This window comes from Pricia mediterranea, assembly GCF_032248455.1.
GTDB lineage: Bacteria > Bacteroidota > Bacteroidia > Flavobacteriales > Flavobacteriaceae > Pricia > Pricia mediterranea.
Window position 1 is genome coordinate 3,699,864 of record NZ_JAVTTP010000001.1, and the last position, 25,293, is coordinate 3,725,156.

Genomic DNA, 25,293 nt, shown 5'->3' on the forward strand with positions numbered 1-25,293 from the left:
TTCCTATCAAGAGGCTGTCATCTTTTCTATGGCTTCGTTCGTAGCCTTATAGCCCACCTCAAATATCGAATCCATATCCTTTAAGGAGAACGTACTGTAGTTCGTGAGGTCTTCAGGGCAAATGACCAAATCGCAATCCGCAAACTTCCCTAATGATTCTTTGGCCATCAGAATTTTTAATACCCGCTCTAAGATGGTATAGGAGTGTTTGAGTTCCTCGACCTTTACTTTTTCAAAAGGGTTTACATAAACTCCGAACAATCGATTACATTGTTTTTTGAGAAGATCGGACGGAAAATTATTGAGTACGCCCCCATCTACATAGTAACCATCGTCTATTTTTATTGGTGCGAAGACGCCTGGAAAAGAAGCGGAGGCCAAAATCGGCCGAACCAGCTCTCCATGATGGAAAACTTTCAGTGTACCATCTAAAATGTTGGTCGCCGTGATGTATAAAGGTTTTTTTAAACTTTCAAAATCATCTTCTGAAAAATAGTTCAAAAAACGATCATAGAATTTTTCCGGGTCTACGAAACCGGGTTTGTTCAACGCATAATTACCGAAACGGAAGAGCTGGGTGGTCTTGAAGAACTCCAATATGGCTTCCCAAGGGTGCCCACTGGCGTAGAGTGCCCCCACAATGGCCCCTGCGCTTGTACCAGCAACATGCGTAATATGAATGTCATGTTCTTCCAATGCTTTAATTGCCCCGATATGGGCCACACCGCGCACTCCTCCGCCAGAAAGTATCAGGCCTGTTTTCATACCTTTAAATTTCTTCAAAGTTAAGTGTTTCACGAATTTGCTGAACTGATGTCGGTCATTTGTTACACCTTTTGCCGTCCACGATTCTTGTATCCGATGGTAAACGTAGCGTATCGGGGAGCATGGAATAACGGGAATCTCAAATCTGAACATGACCAAAATCATGTTACGACAGCCACGACGACCTTAGCTTTACAAAAAATGCAAATGGACGAATTTTCTCGACTCCTGTTCGATAACGGATCGTGGCTGGCTTACGCTGTGGCACCTTTAATGGCCATCGTATTCGGACTTTTCGTCGGTTGGGCCAGTGCTGCCCTTTTGAGGCTTTCCCATAAGAATCGGCCTTCTGTTTTAAAAACACAACTACAACAACGTTTTCAGAGACCACTGTATTTTTTTATGCCCCTGTTGTTCCTGCGGCCGGTTGTATCCTATATTGAATTGGATACGCTTTGGGAAAAGGTACTAGAGGGATGCATTATCATCTATCTCGCATGGGTCTTTGTAGCTCTGTTATATGCGGTAGCCGAGGTGATTCGGCAAAAATTCGTATTGGAGGAAGGCGGATACCACAAAGCCAGTGAACGGCAGGCCCTGACCCAGCTCCGTTTTTTAAAAAGTATGGGCCTTATTGCCATCATTACCATTGCCGTGGCCTCGATGTTGGCGTTCGAAATGCCACCCACGCTTGGGGCTACGCTGTAAGCTCAGGGAAGCCTTGATTGATTTTGTCCAAAACAACTATCCCGATGCGCTACCCAAATTAAGATGTATGGATTCGGAAGGGATATAGTTACAGCGTAAGCCAGAAGTATAGCAGGTTAATGACAAAAAATTGGAACCTATTGTCAAAAATGCCAAGATGAACAATGTAAAGATTCATTTCCTCGGAGCCGCCGGTACGGTGACCGGCTCTAAATTCTATCTGGAAACTAACGAGCTGAACATCATGGTAGATTGCGGTATGTTTCAAGGTCTAAAGGAACTTCGGGAAGCAAATTGGCAACCGCTGCCGATAGACGCTTCAAAATTGGACGTTGTGCTCCTAACCCATGGACACCTAGACCATACCGGCTATCTGCCCCGACTGGTCAAAGAAGGGTTTCGAGGGCAGGTCATCGCCACTGCCCCGACGCTGTCCATTGCATCGATTATTTTAAGGGACAGTGCGAAAATACATGAAGAAGAGGCCGAACGAGCCAATGCGGAGGGGTATAGCCAGCACAGACCGGCATTGCCCTTTTATTCGATGGCGGAGGCCGAAAAGGCGATCGCCCTTTTTGTGTCTAAAGAAAAAGACATTTGGATTCCGCTATCCGAAGATATTACAGTCCGGTTTCGCTATAACGGGCATATTATCGGTGCTACTTTTATCGAACTGGACATTTTCGGAAAACAGTTTATTTTTTCAGGGGATGTGGGCAGAACGGAAGACTTGTTGCTATGGCCTCCAGAACGGCCGAGATGGGCCGATTATCTGTTTTTAGAGAGTACATACGGCAACAAACTGCATCCAAATGAGGATGTAGATCGACTATTGATAAATCTGATCAAAACAACAATTCAGAAAAGAGGAAACCTGATCATCCCCTCTTTTGCCGTCGAACGTTTACAGTCGTTGATGTACATCCTCTGGAAGCTGTACAAAAAGAATCGAATCCCGAATATCCCCTTATTTGTTGACAGCCCGATGGGAAATAACGTATTGGACGTTTTCCGGAACCATCCCGATTGGCACAAATTGCCGGTAGCGGAGTACCGCGCTATGTGCGGGCATTTCAATATCATCAGTTCCTATAAAGATACATGGAAAACAATCGACGATCAGCGGCCCAAAGTAGTTATTGCCGGAAGCGGTATGGTAACCGGCGGTCGGGTGTTGACCTATTTGAAACAGATGATCGATGACCCCTCCACTACGGTTCTTCTTGTCGGATTTCAAGCGGAAGGAACCAGGGGAAGGCAGCTGTTGGAAGGTGCACACGAAATCAAAATCCGAGGAAAGTATATTCCCGTTAAGGCGAAAATCGAACATTTGGAAAGTCTTTCGGCCCATGCCGACCAATTTGAATTATTGCACTGGTTGGAAGAAATCAGGAACTATCCTGAAAAAGTTTTTTTAATACATGGCGAACCCTTGGCCTTGGATGCTTTTCGGGTCAAAATCAAGAATGTTTTGGGCTGGAATGCACATATTCCCAAGTTATACGAAACCATTGAAGTCCCGATATCGTAAAATTAAATACGCAGATGTGATTATCGAAAAATACACTTGCTCTATGGCCGGAAAATAATCATCGGGCCCGCTGGAAACGATCTGTGCGATAGAACTTCCCCTTCCAAAAGATTCGGCTTCTTTCGATAGTGGAATTTCCTGACCGCCCACCAACCGCCAATCCCTAAGAAAGACCTTATTCAGGTCAACCGCCTTAAAATGGACTCGGAAACCAGGGAAATCTTCCGAGGTCCGACTGACCTTGGTCATGTTTTTTACCGGCATAGGTGGCTACCTTCATACTTCGATTTCAATTTAAAGCAATCTGCTATGCACAAGCGAATACTTGGTCAAACAATTAGGATGCCTCTCCCATATATCCATCATTGCGCGGAACGATTGCTCTTAATCCCCACGAAATGGAAGAAACGACCGTAGAGATCATAAAGACATCCGGAGAAAAAGTAAAATTCTCAATGGAAAAACTCCGTAGTTCCCTAAAGCATAGCGGAGCCGACGATAAGCTGGTACAGCAAATCGTTGATACCGTACGTGACGAACTTTATCAGGGCATTTCAACCAAGGAGATTTATAACCGGGCCTTTGTACTTTTAAAAAAGAAGAAATCCGTTTTCGCTTCTAAATACAAACTGAAGAAGGCCATTTACGAATTGGGGCCAACGGGGTTTCCCTTCGAAAATTTCGTAGCGGCCATATTGGAATATTCGGGATACCAGACCGAAGTCGGTAAGATTATGTCGGGAATCTGTGTATCCCATGAAATCGATGTCTTTGCAGAGAAAAACGGTAATGTACGGATAATCGAATGTAAATTCCACGGCGATGAAGGCCGAAATTGCAACGTTAAAGTGCCCTTGTATATAAATTCCCGCTATGAGGATGTCAAACAGCAATGGGAAAAACGAAGCGATACCTCGAAGAATAGGGTTGGGGGAGGGGTGGTCACCAATACTCGTTTTACCAAAGATGCTCTCGCGTACGGAAAATGTGTCGGATTACATCTCTTGAGTTGGGATTATCCGGAAAAAAACGGACTGAAAGACCGTATTGACCGCTTAGGCCTTTACCCCATAACCGTATCGCAGTTATTGACGGAACGTGAAAAACAATTTCTTTTGAGCAGGGACGTAGTATTGTGCCGACAGCTGCTCAAAGACCGGTTTTTTCTGGATCATTTGGGAATTTCCGCCATTAGAAAGGAAAAAATAGTAAAGGAAGTAGAGGTACTTTGCAGATCATAAGGCTACCAAGTTCTTGTAACGCCAAAAGAAAAACGTGTTGTCAGGTTTAGTTTCAGTAGGTTCTTACTCTTGTGACAAGGGAACTGGAACTGAACCAACGGTTTTCCAATGTTATATCCCGTTATACTATCAATCGATGAATCACAGGGCTCTTTTACTATCGGCGTCAATGAAGGAGCTTCAGTAAATCATGTCCTTTAACCGGGCAAGCGCGATTTCCGATGGCGAATAGACGTATTAATTTCGCACAATTATGTAAGCGACACTTGTATCAAGAAACTGGCCCTACGAATTGTGGACTCATATGAAAATGCTGTCATAATTTCCGATAGGAAGGGGATTGATCAAAAACAGCAAAGGTCTTAACTCCATTTTTTTGGGTATACTTCAAAAACCTTGGAGTCCGATCTTAACTAATTATCCGCCCATCTTCCATTTCGATAATACGATCGGTGCGTTCGGCAAAATCGACATCATGGGTCACCACCAAAAGAGAAAGTCCCTCTTCTTCCGTTAGGCGTTTGAAAATAGTGAAGACGTTTTCAGAGTTATGGCTGTCGAGATTGCCCGTGGGCTCATCGCCCATTAAGATTGTCGGGTTGTTGATCAAGGCACGGGCTATAGCGACGCGTTGCTTTTCACCGCCCGAAATACGGGAAGCGCGCTGTTCGGCCAAATGCTCGATATGCAGCATTTTTAATTTTTCATGTGCATCATGTTCGATTTCACCAAGTGATTTTTCGGCCAGTTTTTTCGCGGGCAACATCACGTTTTCGATAACGCTGAATTCCGTCAAAAGATAATGGAACTGAAATACGAACCCAATATGCTTATTGCGAATGCGCGAGAGTTCTTCATGGGACTTTCCGGTAACCAATCGGTCGTTCAGGTAGAGTTCGCCCCCATAGGCGGTATCCATCGTGGAAAGAATATAGAGTAAAGTAGATTTTCCGCAGCCGGACTTCCCCATGACCGAAGCAAATTCCCCCTCCTTGATCCCAAATGAAATATCCTTCAGTACATGAAACTTCTTGGGCTTGTAAAAATGTTTGTTAATATTTTTTGCTTGAAGAACAAGTTTCATACTGTCGTTGTCACGTTCCACGAATGATACGTACCGGATCTATTTTCTTTGCCTTGTTAGCAGGCAGATACCCCGCGACAAAAGTTGATATCAAGGCAAAGATGATTCCGATGGCGTAATAAGAGGGACTATAATTGATGGGGTAGGTCTTGATGGTCGGCAAGGCCTCGGTCTCGAAAGGGGCGTTGTCGATCAAAACGGAAAGTCCGAAACCTACCAACAGGCCTAAAAGACCGCCCAGAAGACCGATAATCATGGCTTGACTAATGAAAATTAATTGTACGTCGCGTCCTGAAAACCCGGTAGCCTTCAAAATGGCGATATCCTTCATTTTCTCATAAATAAGCATGTTCAGGATATTATAGATCCCAAAACCGGCCACAATCAGCAAGGTTATGGAAACGGCGTAGGTAATCAGGTTCCGGATGTTAGATCCCGTTTCAAATTGGGCGTTGGCCTCGTTGATATCGATGGCTTTGACCTCGAATTGTCTCTGCAGCCGTTTTGCCATTGCGGGTGCCGCCCCGATATCAAAAAGTTTCATGTTGATATCCGTAATGAAGTTTTCGGCCTCTCCTAGAATACGCTGGGCGGTCTTTAGGTTCACATAGCTTTGTATATTATCGATTTCGGCTAGTCCACTTTGATAGATGCCCACGATCTTCAAAGGAAAAATGGCTCCCTCCACGGTGCTGACTTGGACACGTTCGCCAACGCTTAGGGACATCTTTTCAGCCAGGCCTGCGCCCAACAGAATACCGTTATCGTTATTTTTCAGGGCCTCGGGGGAACCATTGACAATGTAGTCCCTAATGTTCGAGAGCCGAACCTCCTCCATAATATCGACCCCGATCAGATTGCCTCCCAATTCTATAGACCCCGAGATATAAAATATCTGAGCCTGTACTTGCGGTGTAGCCCCTTTGATCGCCTCGTTTTTTTTAAGGTAGTTCAAGATTGGTAGCGCATTATGGATTTTTTTCTGACTTTGCTTCGGTTTTATGGAGTGCACCACATTAAATGCGTTTTCAAAATCGGCGTGCAGCGAAACAGGTTGCTTCTCTGAAGGTGCGATTTCATTGTACAAATGGATATGGGGCGTTCGGTTTAGCGTCAGTCCGTCGAGCAGATCGTTCAGTCCTGTCATAAACCCGGCCATAGTAATATAGGCACCGATGCCGAAGGTTACCCCCAGCGCAGCCGTAACCGTACTTTTCATCTTGGTCAGCAGATGGGTCTTGGCAATGTTGAGTATGACCTTCCAATTGATCATTTCTCCGGTTTTAGTATCTGGGTATTGGCATCGATACCTTCCAGAACCTCAACTCGGTCCAGATTTTGGAGTCCGATCTTGATCTCTATGGGGCCGTCTTCGGTGTGTACTTGATTTCCCTGTATCAAATATGCCTTGGGAATGGTCAGTACATTTTCTTTCCGGGCAATGATTATATTGCCTTCCCCGGCAAGACCGGGATATAAGGTTTCAGGGGGATTTTCAAAGAGTGCCTCCACTTTGAAAGTCTGTGACCGTTCATCTTTTCTAGGATAGATCTTACTGACCTTCGCCTCGAATACCTGATTTTGATACGCGTCCAGAGTTACCAGCACCTTTTGGTCTACACTTAATTTTACGATATCGACTTCATCGACGAGCATTTCTACGATAAAATCGTTCGCACTCCCCACGGAGCCCAGCGGCTCCATGGTAGTAACGATTTCCCCTGGTTCCCTGAAGAGTGCATAGACCTTGCCGTTGATTTTGCTGGTAACGGTAAAATCTTCGGTTGCGATCTGGAAAGTCCTTAAATTGTTGGAGGCCTGTTGCACCTGTGTGCGCAATTCGATCTGAGTGCGTTCATAGCGGCTTTTCAGCAAGCTCAGGTTATTGCGGGAAAGTTCGTAGGCCAGCTTGCGGTTGTCGAATTCCACTTTCGAGCCGATTTGCTGTTCCCACAGATTTTTCTGTCGAAAATAATTGAGAGAGTCGTTGCGGAACCTCAGGGCCGCCGCCTGTATCTCATCTTCCAATCCTTTTAAGACCGCCGAGCTTCCGCTGTAATTTTCACGCGCCAAGTGTAGGGTCAATTTCGCATTTTCGGTATTTAGTCTGGGCGTACTATTGATGATTTGGAGTAGGGGAGTCCCCTTTTGAACCGCATCGCCCTCCGCTACGAAATTGTGCTCCAAAATTCCTGCTACGGCCGCGTATACTCGGTATAGACTATCGGGCTGTATGGTTACCGAAGCATAGACCGATTCGGTCATCGCCGTTTTCTTGGGAAGAATTTTTTCACTCTCGCCCCCACAGGAAAGTGACCACAGTACACTAATTAATAGGACGTTTATTTTCAAAGGATACAATTTTTGCTTGGCTGAATTCCCCATAAAATAATCAAAAATCAGTCTCTTGGGGTTACCACTTTCCAAAACTCCAAAATAGGTGTTTGTGCAACAATGACATTCGTCATAAAAATTCCCGTATCTGTGTCTTAGCTTTGAGATGGTAAACTTTTAATAATGTAACGATGACGATAGAAATTCAATACGTACGGATACCGACGAGCGAAAGTTTGGATGCCTTGGCAACGAAAAAGCTGAACAAGCTTGCCCAAAAATACGACTGGCTGATTCGGGCCCAAGTCCATTTTAAGCTGGAGAACGTACCTGCGGGAAACGGTAAGATTTGCGAGATAGAACTCAGCGCACCGGGCCCCCGTTTGTTTGCCAAGTCAAGTTCCGATGATTTTGAAAAATCGTTGGCGGAAACGGTAAAGGAACTTGAAGGGCAATTGCGTAAAAAGAAAACGATGATGCAAAAGCGTTGAAAGAAATTCGCCCAAAGTGACCATAATCGTTTTCGATGGCGCATGACCCGGTTACTTCTACCAAAAATACGGTATGAAAGGCCTGTTTGGAATTTTATATTTGCTACACCGTACAGCTATCCCCATCTTTCCTTACCCCCAATTTGTATAGAAATTTCTCCATCAAACACCATTGGGTAAAAGACGATTGCAAGAGATTGGCGCCCACAAAAAGTGTAAACCAAAGCCAGTTTACGTTCACGTACATGGCCAATAAAACGCTAATGATAATAAAGGTGCCGGCTATGGCACGGATATATCTGTTTATCATGGTATATCTCTTTTATGATTTATATGAATTTTTCAATGGGAACCACAACCGCTTTAATCGGATTATTGGTTTCCAAATTTTTATTGAATTGCTTGATCAAACCGAAAAGTATATCGATATTATCCGCTTCGGAAAATGAAAAGAACAGGTTCGATTCCACTACACTTTTCTGACTCGGAAACCAGCTCGATGTGCGCACCATGGTTGTGGGGTTCTTATACCCATCGATGTCCGAGCCACTAAAACTCTCGATTTTCGCTTCTTTGAAGAGTTCTACGATTTTTTCTTCGAATTCTTCTACAACGGTTACTATCAGTAGTTTCATGACTAATTTGTTTTGCTGTTATCCCCGTATCTCGAAAGCTCTCGGTAAAGGCTTCGACAGGAGTTTGTTGAATATTCACTTTAGTTCGCTATTGCTTTATCGGTTTGGTTTTGCCATTTGGGGCAGGGGGGATCTCTTTGCCCTCGGCGGCCACCTCTGGATATTTTTTCTCTTCGATCATATAGTACACCAACGGTACCACCAATAAAGTCAATACCGTCGATACGATCGTACCGCCCATCAGCGAAATCGCCAGACCTTGAAAAATTGGATCGAACAGGATGACGAACGCGCCGATTACCACCGTTCCCGCAGTCAATAAAATAGGGGTGGTCCGTACCGCACCGGCTTCGATGACCGCTTGCTTGATCGGGATGCCCTCTGCCAAGCGCAGGTTCACAAAATCGATGAGCAAAACCGAATTCCTCACCATAATGCCCGCCAGGGCAATCATTCCGATAAAGGAGGTTGCCGTAAAAAATGCACCCAACAGCCAGTGGCCTAGAACAATGCCCACCAACGAAAGCGGAATGGCGACCATCATCACGATCGGTGCCTTAAAGTTCTGGAACCATCCTACGATCAAAATATAGATGATGACGATAACGCCTAGAAAGGCAATCCCTAGATCGCGGAAGACTTCTAGGGTAATTTGCCATTCGCCGTCCCATTTAACTGTGTAATCATCTTCGAAATCAGGTTGTTTGATGTAGAGCTCATCGATGGAATAACCTTCGGGAAGGTTGATTTCCTTTAATTTGTCGGTCATCCCCAAAATGGCGTAAACGGGACTTTCTAAAGCTCCCGCCATATCTGCCAATACATAAACGACCCGTTTTTGGTTCTTCCTATAAATGCTCTTGGCACTTGTGGTTTCTTGAATGTCAACCAGATCGCCGATAGTAACCATTGTATTTTGATTCGATTTCACCTTCAATTGGGCGATATCGTTAACGGTCGATTTTTCTTTTTCGTCCAAGGTCAAGAACAACCCTATTTGGTCTGCGGAGTCCTCATCGTAGAGATTGGTCACCGCCCGTTCCGATAGTGCCATGTTCATGGTATGGGCGATCTGTCGGGGCACCACGCCGTACAACATCGCCTTTTCCCTGTCGATGACAAATTGATATTCGGTCTGGTCGGCCTCTACCATCCAATCGACATCGACCACATCATCGGTGTTCTTGAGAATATTTCGGACCTGGTCCGCAATATCGATCTGCGTATCGTAGTCGGGTCCATAGATCTCGCCTACGATGGTAGAGAGCACCGGGGGACCGGGGGGCACTTCGACGAGTTTTATATTCGCGTTGTACGCTGCCCCTATTCGCTGTATTTCGGATCGCATCGAGCTGGCAATACCGTGGCTTTGGGCACTGCGTTCGCCCTTGTCTACAAGATTGACCTGAATATCGGCCATATTGCTGCCGCCTCGGAGGTCGTAATGGCGCACCAATCCGTTGAAGGTGATCGGGGCCGAGGTTCCTACATAACTTTGGTAGTTGACCACTTCGGGACGGGTACGCAGGTATTGGGAGACTTCTTTGGTTACGGCCCCGGTGCGCTCCAGGGTGGTACCTTCGGGCATATCAATGACCACCTGGAATTCGTTCTTGTTGTCGAACGGCAGCATTTTTACGGCAACCGATTTCGTAAAGAACATCCCTACGGATCCCATGAGCAACAAAAATGTAATGCACAAAAATATCCAGCGGTATTTTTTATTCTCGATCAGGGGGGCTTCCAATTTTGCATACCAGCGATAGATCAAGGTATCTTCCAAGCGCTTTTCAGGCTTTTCTTCTTCCTTCCCATCTGTCGTACGGGCGGGCTTCTCCTTTTCACGAAGAAAGATATAACCTAAATACGGGGTGATGGTCAAGGCGACAAAGAGCGACAATACCATCGCGATCGATGCACCAATGGGCATGGGCGACATGTACGGGCCCATCAATCCCGATACAAAGGCCATCGGCAAGACCGATGCGATTACCGTGAAGGTGGCCAAGATCGTGGGGTTGCCTACCTCGTTGATAGCGTACAGGGCCGCTTGCTTGAACGGCAGGCGCTTCATCTTGAAATGCCGGTGCATGTTTTCGGCGATGATGATGGAGTCGTCCACGACGATTCCCGTAACGAAGACCAAGGCGAAAAGCGTGATTCTGTTTAGCGTATAATCGAGCATGTAATAACTGAGCAAGGTCAGGGCGAAGGTAATCGGAACGGACAGGAACACCACCAATCCCCCCCGCCAGCCCATGGCCAGCATAACTACAAGGGTAACGGCGATGATGGCCCCGATCAGGTGCATCAGCAGTTCGGAGACTTTTTGGGAGGCCGTTTCCCCATAGTTTCTTGACACTTCCACGTATACGTCATCGGGGATCAAGGTCTTTTTCAAATGGTCTACCTTATCAATGATCATATCGGAAACTTTCATAGCATCCGCGCCCTTTCGCTTGGCAATGGCAATGGTTACGGCCGGATATTCAGACTCAAAATCTGAGGCCTTTTCGCTAGCCTGTCCAAAACCGTGGTACACGTAGTCTTTTGGAATTTCGGGTCCGTCCTTAACGGTAGCGACCTGTATTAGATAAATAGGACGGTCTTGTTGTATCCCCACCACCAAATTCTCCACGTCGGAAGCCGTTTCCAGGAATTTCCCAGTAGTGACCATGAATTCGGTATCGTTCCTGTCGAAAGTGCCGCTGCCCAGTTGTTGGTCGTTCGCCTTGATCATCTCGGCGACGGACAGAAAATCAAGTCCGCTCGCAGCCATTTTATCTTTGTCCAACACCACACGTAACTGGCGATCGCGTCCGCCGATCTTTTGCGTGGCGGAAACGTCGCTTACTTTTTCGATTTCGTCGGTCAACTCCTGGGCGATCTGTTTCAAGCGGTAGTCATCATAGTTTTCGCTCCAAAGTGTAAGACCTAACATCGGTACATCGTCGATGGCACGGGTCTTTATGAGCGGGAATGTTACGCCCTGCGGCATTTCGTCCATATGCTTGTTGATCTCGTTGTACAGTTTCACGAACGAGCGTTCGATATCTTCACCAACATAAAATTGCACGATTACCATGCCCTGCTCCTTCATCGAGGTCGAATACACATATTCTACTCCCTTAATGTTCGAGATCAGTTTTTCCAAGGGCTTGGTCACGCGACTCTCCACCTCGGTCGGACTTGCCCCGGGGTAACCCACAAATATATCCGCCATCGGCACGTCGATCTGCGGCTCTTCCTCCCGCGGGATCAAAAACGAGCTGTACACCCCAATGACCATAAATACGATCATCAACAGCACCGTCAACTTACTGCCTATAAACATTTTGGCAATCTTACCTGCTAGACCTTCTTTCATTTTTAATCGTTGTTTTACTTTGGACGTTCGGGCGGGCTTTCCGCTTTTACTCGATGATCGAGATTTGAATGCTCCGAGGCTTGCCTCGAAACGCTAGTGTTTTTTGCCATACGAATGACTCTAGGGGATGCCACGAGGTAGTTGATTCCTCGTACTTTTGCGCTGAAAATAGCTCAAAAGCCTTGCGAGGTAACCGCTGCAATTCTAAACGCAATCCTTCGTTTTTGGCTCAACTTTGGAATTATATTTAAAACCATACCCGTATTTTTTTTCTTTAACCGTTAACCGTTAACCGTTAACCGTTAACCGTCAACCGTCAACCCTTGACCATCAACTTTTTTCTATTCCACAAAAACTTTCGCTCCATTGAACAATTTTCCCTCCGCCGAAACGATGTATCGCTCCTCAGCGGAAAGTCCCGAGAGCACTTCAACTTTGTCCCCGAAGGTCCTGCCTAATCGCAACCAGCGCAAGAGGGCGGTGTTGCTTTGACTTACGGTATAGACACCCGTCAATTGGCCTTTTTCGACGATGACTTCAGAGGGAATCATGATCGCATTGGTCGCCACTCTTCGCTCCACCGGAAATTGTACCGTGGCGTACATGCCCGATAAAATGCTAGCATCGGAATCCTCCAGAACCACCTTAACCAGATACTGCCCGCCCGTATTTTTGGCGGAGGTGCTTATCTCGGTCACTTTTCCCTTGATTGTTCTGCCCAAGGATTTTAGCAGTACATCTACTTCGGAGTTGGTCTTGATGTCCGAGATACCGGATTCGGGCACCATGGACATAACGTGATATTTCCCCGGGGCCTCGACCTCCAATAAAGGCATCCCCGGATTGGCCATATCGCCGGCGTTGATGAACTTATTGGTCACGACCCCGGTGAACGGGGCGCGGATATTCGCGTACGAAAGCTGCGCATTGACCTCGTTCCTCATCTGTTTGGCGGACTCCAACCTTGCTTTCGCCATGTTGTAATTGGCGGTCATATCGTCCAATTCTTTTTGGGAGGCACTATTCTCCTGATATAAGGCCGTGAATCGGTTGTAATCTTTTTTGGCGTTGTAAAAGGCAGCCTGAGCTTCGGTTATACCGGCATTTACCTGGGCCAATTTGGCGGAAACATCGGCATTGTTGATGCTCAGTAATAATTGTCCGTTTTTGACCTTTTCGCCTACCTGCACATAGATTTTATCGACATACCCCATCATGCGGGTACTGATGTCGGCACTTTTAACGGCTTCTATTTTACCACTGGCTGTCAAAAACGGATTGCTATTAGCTTCGGAAACAGCATTTACTTGTACGGCCACCGCGGGGGAATTATCGGCAACCGCTGTTTTGTCTTCACTGCCACAGCTTGCGAGTAGCATCGTGATGGTAAAAACTGCTACGGGTATGTACATTTTGCTTTTCATTTATAACTTATTTTAATTTCTCGTTTCCGTGGAGACGGAAAGCTTATTGTTGTTTTAATACAAGTCTTCAGTAATTTTTTATACAGCGGAATGCCACTGCCTACCGCCCCCATTTTTCATTTTTTCATCAAAAACCGCACATAGGCCAATGCGTAGTTGTACTGAAAAACCGTATTGTAATATTCCAGTTGTTTCTCGGAGAATTGGGTTTCGGCCATTAGCAGATCGGTCGTTCTTTCGAGACCCTGGTCAAAACGATTGGCGCGTATGCGTAATGCTTCCTGCGATTGTTGCAGGGCCAATTTCGTGAGCTTTAATTTGTTCTGCGCATCTTTTAGCCCACGATTGGCCTTGTTCAGTTCAAGCTGACTTTCAGACTTATAGTGTTCTAACTGCAATTTAGACCTGTTGTATTCCGCTTTGCTCTTTTGCACTTTTCCGAAACGTTTGCTGCCCTCGAAAAGGTTCCATTTGAGTTCCGCCCCGAACAGATAGCCCTTGGCATCTCCCTGAAAAGCTTCATCGTCGTGCAGTTCGTAGGTACCAAAGGCATTCAGGCGTGGCAAAAACGACATTTGATCGGCCTTGTGCATTTGTTTATAGGCTTCGGTGGCCGAATGCATCGCCAAAATATCCTTTCGGTCTTCCGGCAAGTCCATCTTGGACAGGTCATGGTATGCTACCGCCAACGTATCGGAAGGCCTTAGGATTTGATAGCTGTCATCATCCATCAAAACGGACAGATAGTTGCTCGCGTTCAGAATATTGCTTTTGGCGTATCGTAGTTGGTTATCGATTTCGGTTACTCGCACCTCAACCGCCAATACGTCCGATTTTTGCAAATAGCCCTGTTCAAAACTGTTATCGGCAATACGTTTGTTTTCCAAGGCGGTCGCTTTGGCCTTCTTGAGGACTTCCACCGTCTTATAGGCGAGCTGCAAATGCATATAGGCTTTTGCGACCTCCAGTTCCAAATAATCCTGTTTTCGTTCGGATTGCAGTTCGGCGGCGTTCCACTTGGCCTTGGCGGCCTTCCGCTGAAATATACCGTCGAAATTTATAAGAGGTTGCTGTATTTCTACCCGGGTCGTGTAATCTTCGATCCGTCTTGGATCGTTCAAGAGGTCGGGATCAAAATCGGCCGTAGCCAAAATTTCTTGGTTCAATTTTGAACCGAAGGCCATTAAAGGATTGGTGGTGGCCATACCCGTGTGGGAAATGCTGATATTGGGCAGCAAGATGGCGTTGGTTTGATTGAAATCGCCTTTGGCGGCCAGCACATTCTGTTGCGCTATTTTTAAGGTAGTGTTGCTTTCGTTTGCCCGGGCCAAGACTTCCTCCTTGGTGATTAAGGTCTCTTGGGCATATTGCCAATAAAGGATGAAAAACAACAGCCATGTTAGTTTGAACTTCATTGTACCATTTCATTTAAAACAAAATTAGAATTGTAAAATGGGCCGTACAGCAACCAATGTTACCGAGGGGGGATTTTTCTGCGTTACCGAGGAGAATTTTAATCCTGAATGGGTCTCCAATAAATAAAAGGCACCAATTAAAAAGGCCTATCACCATTCTGGTAATAGGCTATTGCCGTTCTCATGCACCTTACCATGATATGTATCCCAAAATGATTTCACCCCCGATCGGGCTACTTCATCCTAGAAAGTTTTGCCGATAGCTCGGCTCATCTCTTGTTATACCTTGCTTTAATGTGGGGTGGGGATAAAAAAGGACTATAAATCATTCTTCCATCGCAACGGTGTAGAAGAGTTTTGCGCAGGTTCTGTAGAACTTGCAAGTAATTTTCTTCGAAAATAAGACGATATTGCGTTGCTATACCTTTACCTGTCTATCACTACGATCGGGAAATCCAATCTTTTTTGGTCGGTGGTCGGTAGGTAGATTTCGTCATGGGAAATCCTGAAAAACCATCAAAAAATCTATGGTTTTCGTTCAGTGTAGACAAGCACTAATGCTGTGCTCTGATGGCACTGACAATATCGTTCTTTTGCAAAACCCCGGACTTTCGCCAGACCTGTTTCCCATTTTTGAACAACAGCATTGTCGGCACACCGCGCACTTGATAGGTACTGGCCAGGGACTGGTTCTTGTCCACATCGATCTTTATGATTTTTACATCGTCGCCCAATTCGTCCTTCACTTGTTTCAAAATGGGAGCCAGTATTTTGCAAGGGCCGCACCAATCGGCAAAAAAGTCAACTAGAACGGGCGTTTTTGAATCTATGATTTTTTGAAAGCTACTTTTCATCCCTTTGTATTTGAACTACAAATTTAAACCAAACCGTAAGTTCTCAAACTGACTTTCGTCATGGTAAATTGCGTTTTCGAACCCTAACTTTATCCGATGAATAAGAAATACATGCTGTGGACAAGCGAATTCTAGTAGCCAACGATTTTTGTCCTAGACCTCTATAGAGTTCAGGCCTGCGAATACTATTTTGTACACATGCATTAGTGCAATGGCGGAAAAGTGACAACGGTATGCCAAAAAAGAAATGCAATATGAACGTACTGGTTCTGGGGCTTCCCGGGTCGGGTAAAAGTTATTTTGCAGAACGGCTTGCAAAACGATTGGATGCCGAATACGTGAGTAGCGACCGCTTGCGAAAGCAGCTATTTCCCGAACCCACCTATTCCGATCTGGAAAAAGCCAACGTTTACTATGCCATGCTCAAGAAAATGCAAGAGACAAATGCCCAAGAAAGGAATTTGGTGCTGGATGCCACTTTCCATAAAAAATCAACTAGGCAACTTTTCACCAAGACCGCAAGGGGAAAGACCCATTTTATCGAAGTTTGTGCCGATGAAGCGATTATCAAAGACCGTCTAAAAAAGAGCAGGCCTGACAGTGATGCCGATTATCAAATCCACCAACTGATCAAGCAGCAATGGGAAGCTTTGGAAGCACCCCATTTGACTCTGAAATCCACCAACGAGAATATAGAGGCCCTGCTGCAAAGAGCCCTTGAATATTTGAAAAATGACCAAGAATCAAATCGATGAACTAATTTCCGAAGGAGTTTTTCCCGAACCGACCGAGCATCGCAAACTGCTCGAGACCCATATTTCTTGGGTCATTCTCTGCGACAGGTTCGTGTACAAGATAAAAAAGCCGATAAAATATTCTTTTCTTGACTTTTCGACCTTGGAGAGGCGCAAGCATTTTTATGAAAGAGAACTGGTGCTTAACCGACGGTATTCTGGAAATATCTACCTAGGGGTGCTGCCTATTTATGAATTTCAGGGTCAATTTATTATCGGTGGAGATGAAGGAAGGGTTGTGGAGTACGCTCTTAAAATGAGCAAGCTCGACCCAGAAAAACAAATGGACGTTCTGGTATCCCAAAACAAAGTGAGCAACTTAGATATTGTGAACTTGGCGCGATACATTGCCGATTTTCATGAGCATGCCAAGATAATTTATGACACGAGTGGAATTGATATTGGGCAGGAATTCAATGACCTAGCTGGTGCAAGGTCGTTTCTAACGGAAAACCTGGGTTCGGAATACGGCGACCGTATCGACAGCGCCCTAAAAGCTTCCGGAACTTTTTTGCGAAAAAATAAAAAGCTGTTGGAGGATAGACTGAAAATGGAATTTTATAGGGACGTGCATGGAGATCTGCATACCCGCAATATTTTTCTCTTGCCCGATCCACAGCCTTTCGACTGTATCGAATTCAATGACAAGTATCGCCAGATCGATGTATTGAACGAGGTCGCCTTTCTTTGTATGGATCTCGATGCCTTGGACAGAAACGATCTGTCCGAACTTTTCATCGAACAGTATAATCGACATTTTCCTGCCATACGCAATGATAAAGACAAGAATCTCTTTATTTATTACAAAGCGTACCGCGCCAATGTACGCGCCAAGGTCAACAGCCTGCGCGCGAATAGTGCCTCCAATAGTGCCGATAGAAAAAGGGCACTCTCCGAAGTCAAAAGATATTTCGAATTGATGGAAGATTATCTATGCTCTCTCAAGTGATATGGACAAGAAGTATTACTAGCTACCTATAAACAAATTTGATACAAGGCTGTGCCCATCAGGAATACGAGTTAGAATACACAGAAGATAAATATTATAAATGCGATTCATATGAAAATAGTTCTAACCATAACACTGTTCCTGCATGGCCTTATTCACTTCATGGGCTTTGCCAAAGCCTTTGGTTACGGCAACTTAACTCAGTTTAGCAAAGAAATATCGAGACCTATGGGTTTTCTATGGATGCTTGCCGGCATTCTATTCGTTGTATCCGCCCTCCTTTATTTCCTGAAGAAAGACGCATGGCCGGTACTTGCAATTGTTGCAGTGGTGGTATCGCAAATCTTGATTTTCACCCTTTGGAAGGATGCTAAATTCGGTACTATCGCCAATATGGTCATTCTAGTGGCCGCCATTATCGGTTTTGCATCCTACCAATTTGAAAGTGAATACAGGGAAGACGTGACTTCGGCGATCAAAAAATTCACGGTCGAATCCGAAACGGTTACGGGGAGGGACTTGGAACACCTTCCGACGCCCGTAAAAAAGTATTTGATGTACGTCGGTATCGTCGGGAAACCCAAGGTGGGTAATGTAAGGATTGTTTTCGAAGGCGAAATGCGCGATAAGGGCAAGGATTGGTTTACGTTTACGTCGCAGCAATATAATTTTTTCGAATCCCCGGTCCGTTTGTTTTTTATGAAAGCCAAGGTAAGCGGATTACCGACCAACGGTTATCACAGATACGATAGGGAAGGGGCGAGTATGCTGGTCAAGGTACTTTCATTGATTCCGGCGGTCGACCTGAAATCCAAGGAAATGTATCCTACGGAAACCGTTACTTTTTTTAACGACCTGTGTTTATTCGCCCCTGCTGCGCTTATCGATAAAAGGATACAATGGCAGGCTATTGATGGACTTTCGGCAAATGCCACGTTTACAACCGCCGAGACTACTATTTCCGCTACCTTATATTTCAATGAAGCCGGGCAACTCATCAATTTTGTTTCGAACGACCGCTATTCGATTGCCGAAATGAAAACCTTCCCGTTTTCTACCCCCGCTAGCAACTATAAGCTTATTAATGGGTATCATTTACCGACCTATGGCGAGGCGGTATGGCATTATCCCGATGGGGAGTTTGTTTATGGAAAATTCAACGTAATAAGTGTAGCGTACAATGTTACGGATTTATGGTAGCAAAAGGATGAATACGAAAATACTACAGGAAGCAATTGAATTCCCGTCGAAGCGAAGAATAATTTCTACCATAATTATGTTTGCCTCACTGTGCTTCTAAACGGCGATTTGATTAGTTTTGAACATGCTTTGTCCAATATCCGACAACGGATTTCCATCCCTTCATACTGGATGCCATCGAATCCAAATTTAAAAGCAACCAAGAATGAAGAACGCTAACGTTTCATGGTATTTCATTCCATCCCTATTCCTACTGTTGATATCTTTCGGATCATGCACTGAAAGCAAGTCGGACGGTCCTATGAAGACCAAGTCGGTCGATCCGGTCGACCTGGTCTACCCGCAGCTCGACACCGAAAACTCCCGCTGGTTTTTCTTCTCCTCCGCCAGCCGTCCCTTCGGGATGGTCAATTTAAGTCCCGATACCCAGGTCGACGGGGCCTGGGGCAGCGGTTACCGCTATAAGACCGATACAATCCAAGGCTTTAGCCATATCCACGCCTGGCAGCTATCGGGACTTTCCGTGATGCCGGTGACAGTATCCGAGGAAAACCGAAAATCCATATTCAAGGATTACAGTTCCAAGTTCAGCCATGGTACGGAGCGCGTCTCCCCGGGCCATCACTATGTGGAACTGGACCGGTACGGAATTACCGCGGAACTTACCAGTACAAAGCGGGTCGGGTTTCACAAGTACACCTTCCCGGACGAAGGGCGGCCCGCCATCCTGTTCAATCTGAACGGCATGTTGGGTCCCAACGAGACCGTAGACGGAACCCTCCGAAAAATAAAGGAAAAGACCTTGGTAGGTGAACTCACGATCGCTGCGACCCATAGAAGGCCGAAACCGGTAAAACTGTACTTTCATGTTGCCTTGGTCAATAAAATTGAAACGATCGTTCGAGATCCGGAAACCGGCAACTATTTGATAAGCCTGAAAGGTGTGGACAACACCGCTTTAATGAAAGTAGGGATCTCCTATACCTCCGTTGAAAATGCCGCGATCAACAGTGCGACCGAGCTACCGGCATGGAACTTTGACAAAACGGTCGAGAACTCGAAAACGGCTTGGAACGATCTCCTGGGAAGGATACGTATCGAAGGTGGAAGCCAGACCCAACAAAGACGCTTCTACACCGACCTATGGCATGCGTTGCAGGGAAGGCGGACCATTAGCGATGTAAATGGGGCCTATCCCGATAATACGGGGGAAAGCTTCCGGATCGGGCAGCTTCCCCTGGACAGATACGGTAAGCCCAGGTTCAACCATTACAACTCCGATTCCTTCTGGGGGGCGCAGTGGACCTTGAATACCCTTTGGGGCCTGGTCTATCCCGAAATCATGGAGGAGTTCGTACATTCCCTTATGCAGTATTATAGGGATGGCGGGCTGGTTCCCCGCGGCCCTTCCGGAGGTAATTATACCTATGTTATGACCGGAGCCTCGTCCACGCCGTTTATCGTCAGTGCCATCCAAAAAGGAATCATTACAGAGAATCTTGAACCGATCTATCGGGCACTGAGGAAAAACCACATGCCCGGCGGAATTATGGCCAAGGCGGGCTATGAACACAATACTTCCCTTGGCGGGGGACTGAAATACTATTTGGACGAGGGTTACGTGCCCTATCCCATTCCCGAAGGCAGGTTCGGCGGGCATCAAGATGGCGCCGGCCTAACGATGGAATATGCCTACCAAGACTGGACGCTGGCGCAATTGGCCAAGAAACTGGGCCATCAGGAGGATTACGGTTATTTTATGGACCGTTCCAACAACTATAAAAATGTCTATGATACTTCCATCGGTTGGATGCGCCCCAAGGACGTTAACGGGACATGGCGCGAAAACTACGACCCTTACGAACATCAAAACGGATTTATTGAGGCGAACGGCGCCCAGGCCACTTGGTTCGTACCCCATGACCTTGATGGTTTGGCGGAACTGATGGGCGGAAAGGAAAAAGCGGTGGAGAAATTGAGTACCCAGTTCGAGACCGCCGAGAAGTTGGGGTTCACGGCCGGTAATTCGCACGCCCAGGAACTGCACCCTGAATATCGGCGTGTACCTATCAATTATGGGAACCAGCCCTCCATTCAGACCGCCTTTGTTTTCAACCATCTGGGAAGGCCCGATCTGACCCAGTACTGGTCCCGTAAAGTGGTCGACAAAGTCTTCGGCGGCTTGTCCCCCTCCACCGGCTACAACGGCGATGAAGATCAGGGACTCATGGGGAGCTTGGCGGTGCTGATGAAAATAGGACTGTTCCAGATGAACGGGGGCACGGAAAAAAATCCCAAATACGAATTCGGGAGTCCCAGTTTTGACAAGGTAAGCATAGCTTTGCCGAACGAAAAGCAATTGGTCATCAATGCCCCGGGAGCCTCCTCCGGCAAGAAGTATATCCAATCCCAAAGGGTAAACGGCAATAGTTTCGAGACAAATTATATCGAACATTCCGACATCTCGCAGGGCGCTACCTTGGAGTTTACAATGGGCGACTCCGCATCTTCTGATGATCGTTAATTTTTCTGGGCCGGGCCGATCTTGAGCGTAAATTATCTCGGTGAACTAAACTCAAAGAGATTAAGCTTAAATAACACCAGACGAATTGTTCAAGTTCCCCTAGAAACATGAAATCTGATCTTTAAAAATGTATTACGTTGTAACCGCTATCCGATGGTTCATGCGTAAAACATTTCTAAATCTACCCTTTTTCGCAATCTTGGTTTTAGGTTTGCAAGTCCATATCTTGAAATTTGAGCATTACAATGACGCCAATAGCCTTTCCCATAGCTTCGTAAGACATATAGTTCAAGATTTTGTGGCAGACGTTCATCTTCATTTACCCCATACCGGGAAGCGAGATATTGCGTACTGTTGTACAGCGCAAAAACTTCATTTTCATCTTCATAAAACAGCACTTTCTGGGGAAGGTCCAAACCGGCCAATTGATTTTTTTGCATTACCGGGGCTCCACTATTAGGATTTCCAAAGAAAACAATTTGAGTCGGTGGCAATTCCAATGCTACCGAAGCCGCATTTTGGGAACCTCTCAAGTACTTTTAGTCCCGCAGCCGACCGGCTTGGTCCTTTTCGTAGCCGTATCATTGCCCGCATCAATGGTCTCGATGGTCTTAAAGGGTAATTCAGGTCGAACCAAGAATTGTTTCGAGATTTTATAAAAGACAACTTTTTATTTATTCGAACGAAGTTTTAAGTATCTTGTATAACCCCAGAATGAACGATAATCATGAAATAGAACGGCAATGAAAAAAATCAAAAAAGAAGACATCAAACAGGAGGTATTCGATCTTTACGACGACTACGCGCACAATCGGGTCAATAGGAGGTTGTTTCTCGACAAGCTGTCGACCTACGCCGTCGGGGGACTTACCGTAGGGTCACTGCTTAGCTTTATATCGCCAGATTACGTCAAGAAAATCCAGATCAAACAGGACGACCCCCGGTTAAAATCGGAATTCATTACCTATGAATCGCCCGAGGGCGGCGGCAGTATAAAAGGCCTACTCTCGCGGCCTGCCGATGCCGAGGACAAGCTGCCCGGGATCGTCGTGGTGCACGAGAACCGAGGATTGAATCCTTACATCGAGGATGTCGGGCGCCGCGCCGCTCTGGCGGGATTCATCTCCTTGGCCCCCGATGCTCTTACCCCGCTTGGAGGCTATCCCGGAAACGATGATGAGGGCAGGGAACTACAGCGCAAGCGAGACCGCGATAAGATGCTCGAGGACTTCATCGCCGCCTTCGAATATTTAAAAGCACGTCCCGAGTGTACGGGCAACGTAGGCGTGGTCGGTTTTTGTTTCGGGGGATGGATTTCGAACATGATGGCCGTAAAAGTCCCTGACCTTGGGGCTGCCGTACCCTTTTATGGCGGACAGCCGACCGAGGGCATCGAGAACATCGAGGCACCATTGCTGCTGCATTTTGGGGAATTGGACAAACGCGTTAACGAAGGTTGGCCCGCCTACGAGGCCGCCCTAAAGGAACACGGCAAGGAATATAAGGCCTATGTGTACCCCAATGCGAACCACGGTTTCCATAACGATACCACGCCCCGCTACGACAGGGAAGCGGCCGAACTGGCCTGGCAGCGGACCATCGATTTTTTTAAGGAGAAGCTAACTTGAATAATTGGGGTAGTGCCGAACAATAGCCTACTTCGCCCTTATGATAAATTGGTAGGGCAACAGATCAACATTGACATCCAGCTGAGTGTAACCGGCCTCCCTTAGCTCTTTTTTTACGGTGTTCAAAGCCACCTTATGGTCTGCTGGTGGGCCCACCGGAATTTCTTTTTTGAAGTAATCTATGACCACCAACTCGCCCTCCGGGTGTATTCCTTTTTTGACCTTTGAAAAATAGTCGCTACGGTTCTCTATATGGTGGTAGGTATTTACGATCAATACCATATCTACTTCGTTATCCGCTAGATTCGGACTATCATAGGGTATTTTTCGTAGTTCAATATTCCCAAGGTTATTGTCTTCGATCCGTTGTTGCAGTGCCTCTTGAAATTCGTCCGAGACATCGGCTGCGATGACTTGTGCGCCTTTTTCGGCCAGTTTTACAGAGAAATATCCCGAACCCGCACCGATATCCATTATCTTTTTGCCTTCCAGCTCGCCCAGGTATTCAAGCACTTTTTCTGGTTTTTGATAGGCATCGCGCTCGGGCGATTCAAAGTGCCTGATTAAATCTTCGGTAGAGGAGCGGTGCATAAATTCATTGGCCGCGTTATTGCCGTGTTCCGCATCGTGTGCTGTCTTCTGTTCTGTTTCGTGATTTTCATTGTGGCTATCGCTGTGTTTGTGCTGTAGCTTGCAGGCCGCAAGGGCGATCAATAAAGATGCTGAAAGGAACATTTGTTTTGTCTTACTCATTGCTAAAAGTATTTTCCAATATTTATAAATCTTCGATTTCATTTCATTTTAAGTTATTGCTCATTTGACCGCTCACTAAATAGGTTGCCAATCCCAAAAGGATATTACCGAAACCTACCAAGATTTCGAAAGGGCTGTTTATGAATGCATAAACCACCATCCAAAGGGATAAAGTTATAAACACCAGCTGAAAAAGGGGGAATAATGGACTCTTATAGGTATCGATTCGGTTTTTTCTATGCTGGTGCCTTAACTTAAAGACCCCTAATACGGTTGCCATCGAAGACATGGTCAATAGTATGCCACAGTAAATCAAAATTTGTTCAAACGTTCCGGTTAAAATCAATAGTGCACTTATGGCAAATTGCAACCACAATGCTCTTTGGGGAATGCTGCCTTTTTGTATTTTAAAGTAGTTCCAGAACCTGTGGTCCTTGGCAATGCTCGAAGTTACTCTTGAGCCCACCCACACCATTGCGCTTATGCCGGACACCAATAAAAGTGAAATGGCCAGACCGAACAATTTCCCATAGTCTTCCCCAATCATTTTGCTCATCGCAATGGTGCCCACATTCAATTGTCCCTTCAGCTCAGGGATGGGGACGTGCTTCATAAAAACATACTGCAAATATGTATAAAGCACAGTAACCAACAAAGTCCCACCAATAAGAGCTATTGGCAAGGATTTATCTGGGTTTCTAAATTCCTCGGTAATGTAGGCGGCCGCATTCCATCCCGAATAAGAATAACTCACATAAATAAGCGCGACGGCAAATGCAGGTGAGATTAAATTGGAATAGTCCGAATTTGCCAAAAATCCCGTGTTTTCAAAGGATGGCTCTTGCCAAATACCGATACTAATGAGAGCAACTATTAAAGCGATTTTTAGGATGGTACTGATATTCTGAAATTTTGAACTTACCTTTAGATTTTTGGTGTGAATCAGCGTGATCAATGCCACCAATGCAATACTTGTCCATTTGGGGTTCAGGTCGAAATAGGGGAAATATGCTTCGAAGGCCATTGCGGACAAGGCGATAGGTGCCGCAAAACCGACCGTTATAGAAATCCATCCCGCCAAATACCCGACTAGGGGGTGAAATAGTTTTGTAAGAAAAGCGTATTCACCGCCCGTACGTTGTATATGGGTTCCGATTTCAGCATAACTAAATGCACCGGACAAGGCGATGACGCCGCCCAAAACCCAAAGGATAAGCACAACGCTAGGATTGCTTAAGTCCTTCAATTGAAACCCCAAACTGGTAAACGCACCCGTCCCGATCATGTTGGCCACCACCAATGCGAGTCCGGTGATGGTCGTAATTTTATATATGTGGGACTGTTTTATCATCAGCTGTAGCCGGAAAATCGATTCGTTAAATATTAAGAGAGCATAAAAATGCGTCTTCAAACTTATTCTATAATAGCACTTTTTTTAAAGGTCCGACCAATATGCCACCCTCCATTTTCGAAAGAATAACTGATACCGAAATTTTGGGATTTCGTTTCTGAATTTGATAAATTAACTGGGACTTACCACAACAGGATATTTTCGTAGCGGCAAAATCGCATTGCCGTTTTTTTCCAAGTTCTCTG

23 protein-coding genes are annotated in these 25,293 nt (G+C 45.9%); 9 read left to right on the forward strand and 14 right to left on the reverse strand.

All coding sequences use genetic code 11. The features are described 5' to 3' along the window. Positions 1 to 6: 6 nt before the first annotated feature. Positions 7 to 783, reverse strand: coding sequence for a patatin-like phospholipase family protein (locus tag RQM65_RS15350; protein WP_314016298.1), 777 nt, complete (start codon positions 781 to 783; stop codon positions 7 to 9). 189 nt (positions 784 to 972) lie between these two features. On the opposite strand from RQM65_RS15350, the gene RQM65_RS15355 reads away from it, so the two are divergent. Together RQM65_RS15355 and RQM65_RS15360 are read left to right on the forward strand one after the other, a co-directional pair. Beyond that, positions 973 to 1,473, forward strand: coding sequence for a hypothetical protein (locus RQM65_RS15355; protein WP_314016299.1), 501 nt, complete (start codon positions 973 to 975; stop codon positions 1,471 to 1,473). A gap of 157 nt (positions 1,474 to 1,630) precedes the next feature. After that, positions 1,631 to 3,004: an MBL fold metallo-hydrolase RNA specificity domain-containing protein gene (locus RQM65_RS15360; RefSeq protein ID WP_314016300.1), complete on the forward strand. Its 1,374-nt coding sequence runs from the start codon at positions 1,631 to 1,633 to the stop codon at positions 3,002 to 3,004. Here RQM65_RS15360 and RQM65_RS15365 read toward each other — a convergent pair. After that, complete coding sequence (locus RQM65_RS15365) at positions 2,972 to 3,253, reverse strand: hypothetical protein (protein ID WP_314016301.1); 282 nt, start codon at positions 3,251 to 3,253, stop codon at positions 2,972 to 2,974. The two genes, RQM65_RS15360 and RQM65_RS15365, sit on opposite strands and share 33 nt — an antisense overlap. 149 nt (positions 3,254 to 3,402) lie before the next feature. Here RQM65_RS15365 and RQM65_RS15370 point away from each other — a divergent pair, with 149 nt between their 5' ends. Continuing rightward, positions 3,403 to 4,245 (forward strand): ATP cone domain-containing protein, encoded by an 843-nt coding sequence (locus RQM65_RS15370; protein WP_314016302.1) that lies wholly within the window; start codon positions 3,403 to 3,405, stop codon positions 4,243 to 4,245. 409 nt (positions 4,246 to 4,654) lie between these two features. Here RQM65_RS15370 and RQM65_RS15375 read toward each other — a convergent pair whose 3' ends face one another. Genes RQM65_RS15375 through RQM65_RS15385 form a run of 3 tightly spaced genes read right to left on the reverse strand, consistent with a single transcriptional unit; the run spans position 4,655 to position 7,681 of the window. Next, positions 4,655 to 5,329: an ABC transporter ATP-binding protein gene (locus RQM65_RS15375; protein ID WP_314016303.1), complete on the reverse strand. Its 675-nt coding sequence runs from the start codon at positions 5,327 to 5,329 to the stop codon at positions 4,655 to 4,657. Between the two features lie 10 nt (positions 5,330 to 5,339). Continuing rightward, positions 5,340 to 6,602, reverse strand: a complete 1,263-nt coding sequence (locus RQM65_RS15380; RefSeq protein WP_314016304.1) for an ABC transporter permease — start codon at positions 6,600 to 6,602, stop codon at positions 5,340 to 5,342. Next, positions 6,599 to 7,681: an efflux RND transporter periplasmic adaptor subunit gene (locus RQM65_RS15385; protein ID WP_314016305.1), complete on the reverse strand. Its 1,083-nt coding sequence runs from the start codon at positions 7,679 to 7,681 to the stop codon at positions 6,599 to 6,601. The genes RQM65_RS15380 and RQM65_RS15385 overlap by 4 nt, the downstream gene beginning before the upstream one ends. A gap of 173 nt (positions 7,682 to 7,854) precedes the next feature. Here RQM65_RS15385 and RQM65_RS15390 point away from each other — a divergent pair, with 173 nt between their 5' ends. Next, the gene (locus RQM65_RS15390; RefSeq protein ID WP_314016306.1) at positions 7,855 to 8,154 is read left to right on the forward strand and encodes an HPF/RaiA family ribosome-associated protein; all 300 of its coding nucleotides are present in this window, start codon (positions 7,855 to 7,857) and stop codon (positions 8,152 to 8,154) included. 103 nt (positions 8,155 to 8,257) lie between these two features. On the opposite strand, the gene RQM65_RS15395 is transcribed toward RQM65_RS15390, so the two are convergent. From RQM65_RS15395 to trxA, 6 genes are all read right to left on the reverse strand, one after another. After that, complete coding sequence (locus RQM65_RS15395; RefSeq protein ID WP_314016307.1) at positions 8,258 to 8,464, reverse strand: YgaP family membrane protein; 207 nt, start codon at positions 8,462 to 8,464, stop codon at positions 8,258 to 8,260. Between the two features lie 19 nt (positions 8,465 to 8,483). Next, complete coding sequence (locus RQM65_RS15400; RefSeq protein ID WP_314016308.1) at positions 8,484 to 8,789, reverse strand: hypothetical protein; 306 nt, start codon at positions 8,787 to 8,789, stop codon at positions 8,484 to 8,486. A gap of 88 nt (positions 8,790 to 8,877) precedes the next feature. Next, the gene (locus tag RQM65_RS15405; protein ID WP_314016309.1) at positions 8,878 to 12,156 is read right to left on the reverse strand and encodes an efflux RND transporter permease subunit; all 3,279 of its coding nucleotides are present in this window, start codon (positions 12,154 to 12,156) and stop codon (positions 8,878 to 8,880) included. Between the two features lie 341 nt (positions 12,157 to 12,497). Then, positions 12,498 to 13,580, reverse strand: coding sequence for an efflux RND transporter periplasmic adaptor subunit (locus RQM65_RS15410; RefSeq protein WP_314016310.1), 1,083 nt, complete (start codon positions 13,578 to 13,580; stop codon positions 12,498 to 12,500). A 116-nt stretch (positions 13,581 to 13,696) separates the two neighbouring features. After that, positions 13,697 to 14,995: a TolC family protein gene (locus RQM65_RS15415; RefSeq protein WP_314016311.1), complete on the reverse strand. Its 1,299-nt coding sequence runs from the start codon at positions 14,993 to 14,995 to the stop codon at positions 13,697 to 13,699. A 554-nt stretch (positions 14,996 to 15,549) separates the two neighbouring features. After that, a complete protein-coding gene (trxA, locus tag RQM65_RS15420; RefSeq protein WP_314016312.1) occupies positions 15,550 to 15,849 on the reverse strand; it encodes a thioredoxin in 300 nt (99 codons plus the stop codon). Between the two features lie 254 nt (positions 15,850 to 16,103). On the opposite strand from trxA, the gene RQM65_RS15425 reads away from it, so the two are divergent. From RQM65_RS15425 to RQM65_RS15440, 4 genes are all read left to right on the forward strand, one after another. Next, positions 16,104 to 16,604, forward strand: coding sequence for a P-loop nucleotide/nucleoside kinase family protein (locus RQM65_RS15425; protein ID WP_314016313.1), 501 nt, complete (start codon positions 16,104 to 16,106; stop codon positions 16,602 to 16,604). After that, complete coding sequence (locus tag RQM65_RS15430) at positions 16,582 to 17,592, forward strand: hypothetical protein (protein WP_314016314.1); 1,011 nt, start codon at positions 16,582 to 16,584, stop codon at positions 17,590 to 17,592. The genes RQM65_RS15425 and RQM65_RS15430 overlap by 23 nt, the downstream gene beginning before the upstream one ends. A gap of 111 nt (positions 17,593 to 17,703) precedes the next feature. After that, positions 17,704 to 18,792, forward strand: coding sequence for a DUF6544 family protein (locus RQM65_RS15435; protein ID WP_314016315.1), 1,089 nt, complete (start codon positions 17,704 to 17,706; stop codon positions 18,790 to 18,792). A 205-nt stretch (positions 18,793 to 18,997) separates the two neighbouring features. After that, the gene (locus RQM65_RS15440) at positions 18,998 to 21,316 is read left to right on the forward strand and encodes a GH92 family glycosyl hydrolase (RefSeq protein ID WP_314016316.1); all 2,319 of its coding nucleotides are present in this window, start codon (positions 18,998 to 19,000) and stop codon (positions 21,314 to 21,316) included. A 158-nt stretch (positions 21,317 to 21,474) separates the two neighbouring features. On the opposite strand, the gene RQM65_RS15445 is transcribed toward RQM65_RS15440, so the two are convergent. Next, positions 21,475 to 21,849, reverse strand: a complete 375-nt coding sequence (locus tag RQM65_RS15445) for a DUF302 domain-containing protein (protein ID WP_314016317.1) — start codon at positions 21,847 to 21,849, stop codon at positions 21,475 to 21,477. Between the two features lie 210 nt (positions 21,850 to 22,059). Here RQM65_RS15445 and RQM65_RS15450 point away from each other — a divergent pair, with 210 nt between their 5' ends. After that, positions 22,060 to 22,944, forward strand: coding sequence for a dienelactone hydrolase family protein (locus RQM65_RS15450; RefSeq protein WP_314016318.1), 885 nt, complete (start codon positions 22,060 to 22,062; stop codon positions 22,942 to 22,944). A 27-nt stretch (positions 22,945 to 22,971) separates the two neighbouring features. Here the strand turns inward: RQM65_RS15450 and RQM65_RS15455 are convergent, their stop codons facing one another. Further along, complete coding sequence (locus RQM65_RS15455) at positions 22,972 to 23,697, reverse strand: class I SAM-dependent methyltransferase (protein ID WP_314016319.1); 726 nt, start codon at positions 23,695 to 23,697, stop codon at positions 22,972 to 22,974. Positions 23,698 to 23,740: 43 nt separating this feature from the next. Next, a complete protein-coding gene (locus RQM65_RS15460) occupies positions 23,741 to 25,048 on the reverse strand; it encodes an APC family permease (RefSeq protein WP_314016320.1) in 1,308 nt (435 codons plus the stop codon). Positions 25,049 to 25,293: the final 245 nt, after the last annotated feature.

Bases quoted from the DNA above. Each gene is read 5' to 3' on its own strand.
- RQM65_RS15355 (WP_314016299.1), top strand. From the start codon at position 973: ATGGACGAATTTTCTCGACTCCTGTTCGATAACGGATCGTGGCTGGCT.
- RQM65_RS15360 (WP_314016300.1), top strand. From the start codon at position 1,631: ATGAACAATGTAAAGATTCATTTCCTCGGAGCCGCCGGTACGGTGACC.
- RQM65_RS15365 (WP_314016301.1), bottom strand. From the start codon at position 3,253: ATGACCAAGGTCAGTCGGACCTCGGAAGATTTCCCTGGTTTCCGAGTC.
- RQM65_RS15370 (WP_314016302.1), top strand. From the start codon at position 3,403: ATGGAAGAAACGACCGTAGAGATCATAAAGACATCCGGAGAAAAAGTA.
- RQM65_RS15375 (WP_314016303.1), bottom strand. From the start codon at position 5,329: ATGAAACTTGTTCTTCAAGCAAAAAATATTAACAAACATTTTTACAAG.
- RQM65_RS15380 (WP_314016304.1), bottom strand. From the start codon at position 6,602: ATGATCAATTGGAAGGTCATACTCAACATTGCCAAGACCCATCTGCTG.
- RQM65_RS15390 (WP_314016306.1), top strand. From the start codon at position 7,855: ATGACGATAGAAATTCAATACGTACGGATACCGACGAGCGAAAGTTTG.
- RQM65_RS15395 (WP_314016307.1), bottom strand. From the start codon at position 8,464: ATGATAAACAGATATATCCGTGCCATAGCCGGCACCTTTATTATCATT.
- RQM65_RS15400 (WP_314016308.1), bottom strand. From the start codon at position 8,789: ATGAAACTACTGATAGTAACCGTTGTAGAAGAATTCGAAGAAAAAATC.
- RQM65_RS15405 (WP_314016309.1), bottom strand. From the start codon at position 12,156: ATGAAAGAAGGTCTAGCAGGTAAGATTGCCAAAATGTTTATAGGCAGT.
- RQM65_RS15410 (WP_314016310.1), bottom strand. From the start codon at position 13,580: ATGAAAAGCAAAATGTACATACCCGTAGCAGTTTTTACCATCACGATG.
- RQM65_RS15415 (WP_314016311.1), bottom strand. From the start codon at position 14,995: ATGAAGTTCAAACTAACATGGCTGTTGTTTTTCATCCTTTATTGGCAA.
- trxA (WP_314016312.1), bottom strand. From the start codon at position 15,849: ATGAAAAGTAGCTTTCAAAAAATCATAGATTCAAAAACGCCCGTTCTA.
- RQM65_RS15425 (WP_314016313.1), top strand. From the start codon at position 16,104: ATGAACGTACTGGTTCTGGGGCTTCCCGGGTCGGGTAAAAGTTATTTT.
- RQM65_RS15430 (WP_314016314.1), top strand. From the start codon at position 16,582: ATGACCAAGAATCAAATCGATGAACTAATTTCCGAAGGAGTTTTTCCC.
- RQM65_RS15435 (WP_314016315.1), top strand. From the start codon at position 17,704: ATGAAAATAGTTCTAACCATAACACTGTTCCTGCATGGCCTTATTCAC.
- RQM65_RS15440 (WP_314016316.1), top strand. From the start codon at position 18,998: ATGAAGAACGCTAACGTTTCATGGTATTTCATTCCATCCCTATTCCTA.
- RQM65_RS15450 (WP_314016318.1), top strand. From the start codon at position 22,060: ATGAAAAAAATCAAAAAAGAAGACATCAAACAGGAGGTATTCGATCTT.
- RQM65_RS15455 (WP_314016319.1), bottom strand. From the start codon at position 23,697: ATGAGTAAGACAAAACAAATGTTCCTTTCAGCATCTTTATTGATCGCC.
- RQM65_RS15460 (WP_314016320.1), bottom strand. From the start codon at position 25,048: ATGATAAAACAGTCCCACATATATAAAATTACGACCATCACCGGACTC.